The organism is Dyadobacter sp. HNCC25DJ183 (assembly GCF_056895175.1).
In genome coordinates this window covers 327711-337448 of record NZ_JBXHAP010000009.1, presented here as the reverse complement: position 1 = coordinate 337448, position 9738 = coordinate 327711, and the positions used below count along the sequence as shown (strand labels likewise).

General features: G+C 43.7%; 10 protein-coding genes. 8 read left to right on the top strand and 2 right to left on the bottom strand.

The features are described from left to right. The first annotated feature begins 308 nt into the window (after window positions 1-308). From AC1XTG_RS23160 to AC1XTG_RS23125, 8 genes are all read left to right on the top strand, one after another. On the top strand, window positions 309-1721 hold the full coding sequence (locus tag AC1XTG_RS23160) for a tyrosine-type recombinase/integrase (RefSeq protein WP_484843620.1): 1413 nt from the start codon (window positions 309-311) through the stop codon (window positions 1719-1721). A 49-nt stretch (window positions 1722-1770) separates the two neighbouring features. Then, window positions 1771-2745 carry a hypothetical protein gene (locus AC1XTG_RS23155; protein WP_484843619.1) on the top strand — a complete coding sequence of 325 codons (975 nt, stop codon included), beginning with the start codon at window positions 1771-1773 and terminating at the stop codon, window positions 2743-2745. 111 nt (window positions 2746-2856) lie between these two features. Continuing rightward, window positions 2857-3198: a helix-turn-helix domain-containing protein gene (locus tag AC1XTG_RS23150; protein WP_484843618.1), complete on the top strand. Its 342-nt coding sequence runs from the start codon at window positions 2857-2859 to the stop codon at window positions 3196-3198. A 12-nt stretch (window positions 3199-3210) separates the two neighbouring features. Continuing rightward, window positions 3211-4440: a primase-helicase family protein gene (locus AC1XTG_RS23145; RefSeq protein ID WP_484843617.1), complete on the top strand. Its 1230-nt coding sequence runs from the start codon at window positions 3211-3213 to the stop codon at window positions 4438-4440. Window positions 4441-4681: 241 nt separating this feature from the next. After that, window positions 4682-5626, top strand: a complete 945-nt coding sequence (locus AC1XTG_RS23140) for a toprim domain-containing protein (protein WP_484843616.1) — start codon at window positions 4682-4684, stop codon at window positions 5624-5626. A gap of 123 nt (window positions 5627-5749) precedes the next feature. Next, window positions 5750-6127, top strand: coding sequence for a plasmid mobilization protein (locus AC1XTG_RS23135; protein ID WP_484843615.1), 378 nt, complete (start codon window positions 5750-5752; stop codon window positions 6125-6127). Next, on the top strand, window positions 6117-7052 hold the full coding sequence (locus AC1XTG_RS23130; protein ID WP_484843614.1) for a relaxase/mobilization nuclease domain-containing protein: 936 nt from the start codon (window positions 6117-6119) through the stop codon (window positions 7050-7052). The genes AC1XTG_RS23135 and AC1XTG_RS23130 overlap by 11 nt, the downstream gene beginning before the upstream one ends. Beyond that, complete coding sequence (locus tag AC1XTG_RS23125; RefSeq protein WP_484843613.1) at window positions 7049-7633, top strand: hypothetical protein; 585 nt, start codon at window positions 7049-7051, stop codon at window positions 7631-7633. The genes AC1XTG_RS23130 and AC1XTG_RS23125 overlap by 4 nt, the downstream gene beginning before the upstream one ends. 415 nt (window positions 7634-8048) lie before the next feature. On the opposite strand, the gene AC1XTG_RS23120 is transcribed toward AC1XTG_RS23125, so the two are convergent. Together AC1XTG_RS23120 and AC1XTG_RS23115 are read right to left on the bottom strand one after the other, a co-directional pair. Continuing rightward, window positions 8049-8525, bottom strand: coding sequence for a response regulator (locus AC1XTG_RS23120; protein ID WP_484843612.1), 477 nt, complete (start codon window positions 8523-8525; stop codon window positions 8049-8051). A gap of 310 nt (window positions 8526-8835) precedes the next feature. Beyond that, the gene (locus tag AC1XTG_RS23115) at window positions 8836-9726 is read right to left on the bottom strand and encodes a LysR substrate-binding domain-containing protein (RefSeq protein WP_484843611.1); all 891 of its coding nucleotides are present in this window, start codon (window positions 9724-9726) and stop codon (window positions 8836-8838) included. Window positions 9727-9738: the final 12 nt, after the last annotated feature.

Here is a 9738-nt window from a genome sequence, read left to right as displayed (position 1 = left end):
TTGCTTATACCTAAAGATAATCAATCCGGAAAATTTGCACAACCGCTACAAACAAAAAAAGACTGCCTCATTTGAGATAGCCTCTTGATTTCAAGTGGGCCCACCTGGGATCGAACCAGGCACCTACTGATTATGAGTCACGTAAAAATAGTATTTTTTGTTGCTTTTTTGTCTCTCTATGATTTTATAAAAGGCTGTAAAACAAGTGATTGATATTTTTTCTTTCGTTTTTATTTTTTGTTATTTTTGGATGTTTTTTAAATTTGTATTGCAAGTTTATTGCAACCACTACCAAATGACAAGAAATCATGGGCGCTATAACAGTCAATTTATTCCTTGATAAACGTACTTCAAATGAGGGTGCAGGTATTGTAAAATGGTTGGTTTCCTTCGAGGGAAAACAACGGCTTTTTACCACCGGGATCAAAGTGCATAATGAGGATTGGACATTTCTAAAAAAACATAAGAATGGAATCCCGGGACAAGTCAAGAATGACTATCGTCGGAAGTTATGGAACATGTTTTACGGGAATTACTTTGAAGAAGATCAAACCGGAAAGGAAGTAGAAAGTTACCTGTCCCGAGCTAAGACAATTATCTCGAAGCTTCAAGGTGATTTTAGCTTCGAATTGTTTGCACACGAGATAAGCATGTACGGCCAGGACCGAAAAACCTTGGAAAACCGCAAGGATGATAATAACGTTGTTGCTGCACTGAAATCAAAAGCCGAAACCATGACACAGCAAGGCAGGATCGGTAATGCAACCAGTTATCTGTCAGCCGCTGCTTCCCTGAGCCGTTTCGTAAGTTCGCTGGCTGTTGAGCAGCGGTATGAATACCTAAATTACATTGCGCCGAAAGGAAAGGCTGTTGCAGCTGAGGACCTCGTCATAAAATTTGAACACCTGACACCGCAGATGCTGGCCCTATATGAAAGATGGATGCTCAAATACGGAAAAGCCGCAAAAAGCAAAAAAGGAAAAGCTGTTGCTGCTTCCCTGACGACAGTCGGTATCTACGGCCGCCACATACGGTCAGTGTTTAATGATGCTATTGAAAAGGGCATCGTCAACCGGGATTTGTACCCGTTCTCTAAAAATCGTTACACCATTCCAGCTGGCAGCAATACCAAAAAGGCGCTAACGAAAGGTGAAGTGTTAAAGATCATGGAATACAAGTGTGCACCTGGGATGGAGCAACGAAGCCGAGACCTCTGGGTATTTTCCTATTTATGCAATGGGATGAATATCAATGATATCTGTCGATTGAAATGGGAGGATATTCAGTCTGACAAGTTGACCTTTGTTAGGCAGAAGACAGCCAGGAGCAGAAAGAGCAACCAAACCCGTATTAAGGTTACGCTGTTCCCCGAAACGCTGGCAATCATAGAAAGGTGGGCAGGCAAAGACCGACACCCCAAAAAAAACATTTTCCCATTCCTTGAAAACGATATGCCGGTTTTAAGAGAGCGGATCATCATCAGTCAGGTCATTAAGATCACCAATCAATATATGAGAGGCATTGCCAAAGAGCTTGAAATCGAAAGTGACGTTAATACCTACAGCGCCAGACACTCTTTCGCGACAATCCTTCTGCAATCAGAAGCACCACTCGCATTCATCAGTCAGTCGCTTGGTCATACTTCGATTTCGACTACAGAAAGCTACTTAGGTAGTTTTGATGATGAAAAAACAAAGAAATATCTCAGCGCGCTGTTGTAGTTTTTGGCCGTAAGCATCGTCTGATAGTCTGTACTAGATTTTATTAAGCATGGAGCATTTCAAAGAATATTTCACCTTCTTACAAAAATTTGACCTTCGACTAACTGAAATCAGGGACAAACGCGAGCCCGCTGAACTCGGCCCAGTCTTCAAGGCTGGCTATGACATCACCCACCAGACCCCACATTTCTCGTTGCAGTTTGCAAAGCGGTTGCAAATCTTAAAGGACCTGGCTGTCATTGACATCATTGGCGCAGATCCCGGGAGGCGAAAAGCATATGTGGGTCAGGCAAAGAAGCTTTTAACCCTATTCAATAGATTTTGGCAGAGCTACTTCCGTCATTACCCTGCAAATGGCGAAAATATCCAGGACAACTTTTTGCTTGTTATTGAATTTGCTGAAATCTTTTACACCGATCTTTTGGAGCCCAATAAAACAGATGGCATCGTCACCCCGGAGTTCCTGGAGGATCTTTGTGATTCAATCCGTGAGAGAGAAGAAAGCCTGGCCGAGTTTATCACAGAAATCACTGCGCTTGAACAAACGGAAGAGCAAAATTCCGAGGAAGAAAAGATAACTAATTGTAAATCGACGCCAATACATATTCGCCGCTACCCTGTATTTATTGAAGGTGTGGCCGAGCAGTTTTTGAAGATCTTCAAGGAGTATTTCGAAGAGAAAGACCAGCAGCCATTGTTGTCGCTTTTGACCGATAACATTGCACCCAGGGAGAAACTGCTTTTTAATAGCAACGGCAATCAGCTTGCTGATGCATTTAAGCAGTTGATAGAAGCCAATCTAATCGTTTCTTGCAATAAGGCCGAGCTTGAAAGTTGGATCATTACGCATTTTCAATATGTGTCAAATGCCCATGCCAAGCCGTTCACAACTGGATACCTGAATGGAATTATTTCTTCAGATACCAAAATTTGCAAGTCGCCAATTCTTGATATCATTAGTAGCAGCCCGGGCGGTTTTTCCCTGGCTGCTGTGGCCAGAAGCAAAAAAGGGCGCGACAACTAAATAAAAATCAAAAAATATCGGTAGTCAATTGTAGGGTAACACGGCTTCCTCCTTGTAACCCACCAAGACAAGCACATAACATTGCGGTATCAAATCAAAAAACGCAACCTTATGGAGCAATACTCATTCGACCAGCTGCCACGCGCAGTTTCCGAGCTTCACCAAAAGCTCGACAGCATCCAGGATCTTCTTTTAGAATCCCGGCAGCCAGCGACACCGGCCATCGAGCTCATGACGATTTCCCAGGCTGCTGAGTTTCTTAATCTATCCGTGCAAACGCTGTACGGAAAAGTCTGTCACAGGGAGATTCCGGTCAGCAAGAAGGGGAAAAGACTGTACTTCTACAAGTCTGAATTGGAGGAATGGATCAAGTCGGGAAAGAAGAAAACGATAAGCGAGCTCAGAGAACAACTTCCCTCACTCGCAATTCAGCAGAAAAGAAGACTTCGCTAAGATAATTCCTCAATGATGTCAGCCAACAATTATCCGTTGAACCTGCCAGGCAGCTATATACGGGTTCAGACCGGCTATTACAAAAAGTGTATGCAGCCGACTGTCAGCAAGGAATTTATGGAGATGTGGATCCCATGGTCTGCCGAAATGCTTAGGCAGGATCTTGAACCAAGTCAGATCAAGAAGATCAGAAAGTTTGATGGTTTCTGTTGTGTTCCGGATCATCTGGAGTACAAAGAGATCGTTGGAAACTTTTACAATCTCTACCACCGGCTGGAAGCGAAACCAGAACCAGGTGATCCAATTAACACGCTAGGGTTTATACGGCACATTTTCGGGGAACAGTTTGAGCTCGGCCTTGACTATTTAAGCCTTTTATACCAGAGACCAACACAAAAGCTTCCGGTGTTGTGCTTTGTATCCAAAGAGCGGAAAACCGGCAAGACCACTTTCCTGAATTTTCTGAAAATGATCTTCGGAAAGAACATGACCTTCAATGGCAATAGTGATTTCCGCTCACAGTTCAATTCCGATTGGATGAACACCTTGATCGTTGCCGTCGATGAAGTGCTGCTCGACCGGCGGGAAGATTCAGAAAAGATCAAAAACCTGAGTACTGCCAAAAACTCCAAGGTTGAAGCCAAAGGAAAGGACCGGAAGGAAACCGAGTTTTTTGGCAAGTTTGTACTCTGCTCTAACAACGAAGAAAACTTCATTGTCATTGACCCGGCCGAAACCCGGTATTGGGTACGCAAGGTGCCGGTGCTGCCCTCGGAAAACATCCATCTGCTGGATTTGATGGCCTCTGAGCTTCCGGCCTTTCTTCATTACCTGATCTCGCGAAGCCTGTCAGTCCCGGTCGCCCAAACCAGGATGTGGTTTACTGAAAGGCAGATTCGCACCGAGGCATTGATGCGCGTTATCCGAAACAACCGTAACCGCCTGGAAACGGAAATGCTATTTATCCTCAGGGAGATCTTTGAGAATACCGGCATCAGTAAACTCGAATTTACAAACAAGGACATGCTGGAGCTTTTGAAGCGGAACATGCCAAGGCTCACCCGGCAGCAGGTTTCCAGTGTCCTGCAAAACGATTGGGGTTTAAAGCCGGTAGCAAACAGTCTGAACTACCAGACTTATCTATACAACAACAGCAATGACCTTGCCGCAGTGCATTCAACAGGCAGGTATTACAGCGTTTCAATGGACTGGATTAGCCAAAAGTATGATGAGGGGCTCTAAAAAGAGCCGCAACTCAGTAATTATCAACGCATAACATGCTCATCAAAGTATCTTATTTTATGATGAGGTATGATGAGCACGATGAGAAAACTCATCAAGGCAAATATGCTTGATGAGGCTTTGATGAGCCCATAAGTTATATCATTATCAATTATTTATATCCATTTCTCATCATCTCATCATAAAAACGGCTTCTACCAGCCTGCTTAAAACAGGTGTCTGCTAATCAAAAATTAAAACCATGAATATCAAGCAATTAAATCAGCTGCCGATCACTGATTTCCTGAATAGAATCGGTATCGAGTCCAGCTATAAAAGGGGGGAAAACCAATGGTATGTATCCCCAATCCGGGAACCTGAGCATTCCCCATCGTTTAAAGTCAATACAGTTATTAATCGATGGTATGACTACGCCATTATGCAGGGCGGGAAGTTATTTGACTTGGCCGAAAGGCTCTATCCCAACCAGGATGCAAGTAGCCTAATTAAAAAGATAAATGACCTTTTTCTCTTTGAACAGCAATTGCCCAATCCCTTATTGACTGCTAAACCTATATGGCAAAGCGTTACCGAAAAGCCGGTCCATGCTGGTGTTTTCACTATTGACGAGGTTAAGCCCTTAGGCAACAACCCAGCAATAACCAGCTATCTGGAAGGCCGGGCTATTCCGCTTGACGTTGCTAAGCCCTATTGTAAGGAAGTGTATTATCAGCTGGAAGACAAACAGTACTTCGCCGCAGGGTTTGAAAACAGGTCCGGCGGTTATGAACTTAGAAATACTTACTTCAAAGGATCAACTTCTCCCAAGGACATTACCCACATTGAAAAAGGGGCAAAGTCCATTTGCGTTGTTGAAGGGTTTATGGATTTTCTTTCCTTGCTCACCCTGCAAAAAAACATCCATCCAATCCACAGTGATTTTCTGGTGCTCAACTCGGTGGGTCTGGCAGACAGGAGCCTGGATATTTTAGAAAGGTATCGCAGCATTTTCCTGTATTTGGACCATGACAATGCTGGTAGAAAGACGCAGGAAAAATACGAGTCGGCAGGGCTTAAAACAGTTGATGCCTCGATCATCTACAAGCAGTACAAGGATGTCAATGACTACTTAGTCAGTCAGAAATCAAGCCAAAAACAAGTGAAAAAGCAGCTGACTTTCAAAAAGTCGGGCGGGCTGCATTTGTAAAAGTCTTCAGAGAGCAAGTTTGTGTTTTCGCTTCGCAAAAACCCGTCCCGCTCCCGCGCGACTAAAACTTGCCTTTTTCTCCCGGTGGTCGCAAAAGGTTTAAAATGAAAAATGGAATGTGAGATGGAAAAGACAGAAATCAAAGACCAAAAGCCCTATAACCCCAAAGGCGGCAGGCCACCAAAAAAAGTAAAACGGCGGAGCCAGCTCATGGTAAGGCTGACAGAAACCGAGCGCTTTTTGATCGAAGAGAAAGCCAAGGATGCCGGCATGAAACCAAGTGCCTGGTTCAGGTTAGCTGCCAAGAAAGCAAAAGTTTTGGCCAGGCTAAAACCCGATGATCTCAGGCATCTGAGGACTCTAACCGGCATGGCTAACAACCTGAACCAGCTAACGCATCTTGCCCATAAGGAAGGCTTGACATTCATCCGGCAATCCTGCAACGAGCTGCTTTTGCAAATCGATTCGATACTGAAAAAGCTCGGAAGCGATGATCGGTAAGGTAACGATTGGCAGCAGCTTTGGCGGCGTGATCCGGTATGTGATGCAAAAGCAGGAGGCAAGTTTGCTACTGGCTGAAGGTGTGCGAACAGGTCAAGTTCAGGCTATGATTGATGATTTCAACATGCAAAGGAAATTACACCCAGACCTTACAAAAGCAGTCGGGCATATTTCGCTGAGTTGGAGCAAGCTGGACCAAGCCATTCTTTCGCCTCAGATTATGAAGCAGCGTGCTTTGGAGTACATGGAAAAAATGAAGATCACCAGCACGCAGTTTATCCTGGTCGAGCACCGGGACAAAAATCATCCACATCTGCATATCATCTACAACCGGGTGGCTAACGAAGGCAAGACGATCTCAGACCGGTTTCAAAAAGAGAGGAACCACAAGGTCTGCAAAGAGATCACACTCGGATACGGCTATCATTTGGGTAAGGGAAAACAGCAGGTTAACCGGCAGCAGCTGAAAGGGGCAGACAAAGTAAGATATGAATTGTATGATGCAATCAAATCAGCAAGCGCAACCGCTGCAAGCTGGAATGAATTGCGCGCCAGGTTGGAAAGGCAAGGCATCGAGACCATTTTCAAGTATAAACCTGGCGCGAGTGAGATCCAAGGTGTGAGCTTTGCCAAAGGCGATATGCAATTTAAAGGATCAAAGATCGACCGGAGTTTAAGCTTTGGCAAGCTGGATGCATTGATCCGGCACAATGAGAAACTGGCGATGACGCAGCAGTTTCTCATTGTGCCACAATATCAGCCCGGACACCCGCAAGAAAGATTTCGCCTCGCAACTCTCTCCCAGCAAAGCATGGACGATAAAATATTTGATGACTTGCTCCGACCTGTACAGCAATTTGACCAGCAGAGCTCGAATCCATCAAAAAAGAAAAAACGTAAAAAATACTTAGGACAAAGCTTATGAAAAAGATAGAAGAACAACTAGAATCGATTGAAGAAGTGCTATCACTTCTTATCAGGAAGAACGCATCGATTGAAAACCTTATCCAAGCGGCCAGTGAATCTCAAAACAAGACGCTTTCCGATACGCTGATTGAGATAAAAAAGGATTTAGAACATCATTCGTCAACTCAAGATTTAAAGACCTACTTTTCCCAGATCCAGCAAGCAATTGTAAGCGTCCCAAAGGAATCACAAGTAGGGCACCACCATCACTTTGACCTTCGTTCGAAAGGTTTTATTATCTCGGCGGTAGTGCTGTTGATCATAACAGCTTTGAGCGTCGCAGTGGCGATCAGCAATTACAACGAAAGCAGCAGACTCGAAGAAAGCGATCTCAAATTTCGAATTGCCAGGCAACTTAGTCCGGCGCTTACAGTGAGAGTTGATAGTATTTACTATGAAGATCCTGACCGAGCAGAACTTGAAACCCAGAAACGTGAGGCAAATGAGCTAACAATTAAAGAAGCGGAAGAGCTTTTGAAACACAAGCAAATGGAGGCCAAGAAAGCGAAGGAGTTGCTCATAAAACTCAAAAGAGAATAAAATTTTACCTGATTGGGGAGAAGTGCAATCAGCTTTTTTACTAATGATACTGTCAAATTTGGTACAGAAATACCGTCGTTTAAATGTAATTTAGAATATTATGACAAATGCCGGTTTAGAGCTCATTTACATCATTCAAGGTTTGATATACGCTAAATTAAGCACCTTAAACTGTACTTCTGGACAACATTGAAATACTTTAAGCGGTTGTCGCCATGGAGCTACAACGAACTGAGCCATTATAGCAAGCGTCGGTAGAATTTAGATCAGCTTTTGATGGTATAACGAAGTTGTTATCTATTGCCTTTAAGCACAGATAAATGCCCGCCACGATTGTTGTTGAACCAGGCTCTCACAATAATACCACCAATAGATATTGTTAGTAAAATTGTTTTACCGGGAAAGCTCATTTGCATCAGTTGGTAGCGGCCGATGTTTTCCAGTACCTTATAATCAACTCCAACAAATCCTTTAACTCATTAAATCCCGTTGGCTTCAGGAAAAATCCCTGGGCTGATTCGCAATACGCCTCAATCACGTGCGGAAGATATATCGCCGTTGTCAGGTAAAGATGAGGGACACATTTTAACACGATATCTGCATTCTTTCTCAATTCTGCCCGCAGTTCGATTCCGCTAAGTTTTGGCAGACTGATGTCTGATAAAATTAGGAAGGACGGTGTACTGGGCCCGCTTAGATAGTCAAGTGCAGCGTGGCTATCTGGTAAGAAAATTCTTTGATTTGAGATTTCAAGCTCGCTAAAAGCTTCTTCCAAAATAAATTGATCGTCAAGGTCGTCCTCGATCACAATAATAACTCCATTTTTATTCACAGGTGGGTTTGTTGGTGTCATGGTATCCATACAATTAATCATCCAGGCGCGATAGGACATAAACCTAATCTTTGCTCAATAGCCGCAGGGGAGTTTATAAAGGCGATTAGTAGCAATTCTGTATAGGTAAATTCCCTTTGTTTAAAATTGATCTAAACAAAATCCAATGATTTGTGTTAAAATTATTTTTACGTGAACCGATTGCCCTTTAACGGGATACCCATAGCGGGATGATAAATCCTTAAATCAAAACTATCTAATATCTACTTGTAGGGTGTCGTATGCAACGGCGTTAAAAAGGGAGTATTTGTAAGAGGACTTCCAGAAATGCCTGTCAAAAACATCACCATGGAAAACATGGTGCTTACTTCTATGGTAGCTGATATTCTGCGGCATGCAGAATCAACATGTCAGCCAACGACGTAGCGGACTTTTTTCTGTAAGCCCCTTTTGGCCAGGCAATGGTTGCCTGGCGCTGCATGTTGGCTCCGGTGATAGGAACCGCCTTTAATTCCGGATGATGAAGTATTGTCGAGTTCATCAGCACGGTCACCCAACGACTTGTTTGTACAAATTGGAGTAAGGTGTATATGTCATTGACCTCAATGCTTAGTGAAGGCGACAAATTATGCTTTTGCATTACCGAGTCCAGATAGCTGCGGATGCTGTATCCAGCCGAGGGTAAAATCAGTGGCAGATCAGGCAAGTCTTTCAGCTTAATATCCTTCCTGGCTGTCACGGGATGGTAGCGATGGGCGATCAGAGATAGCTGAGCGGAAAATAAATGATCTGTTGTAGTGCGTTCATTGTCTGGCTCATCGTAAAATGATAGCATTAAATCCAGATTTCCTCCTTCCAAATTTCGGAGCAGCTCCTGCGTTGTCCCGAAACTGATCATCAATTTGATCTGTGGGTGCTTTTCACAAAAGTCGGCTACTGCCTTGGTTAGCAGGTTACTGAGGCCATACGTAACTCCAATAGAAAGTATTCCTGTTTTGAGATTCATCAGATCCTTAAGAATATCCCTTCCGTCTTCTGAATCCTTCAATGTTTTCAAAGCGTATGGTAAAAATGACTTTCCTGCTTCTGTGAGCCGCACACGCTTGGCAATCCGATCAAAAAGCGGCAGTCCAAGGTCATCTTCCAACTGTTTGATCTGTTGCGACAATGTGCTCTGTGTGATAAACAGTGCTGCGGCTGCTTCTGTGAAATTTTGCAGCTCAGCCGCTTTTGTGAAATATTTCAATTGACGTAACTCCATGCAGCAATATAA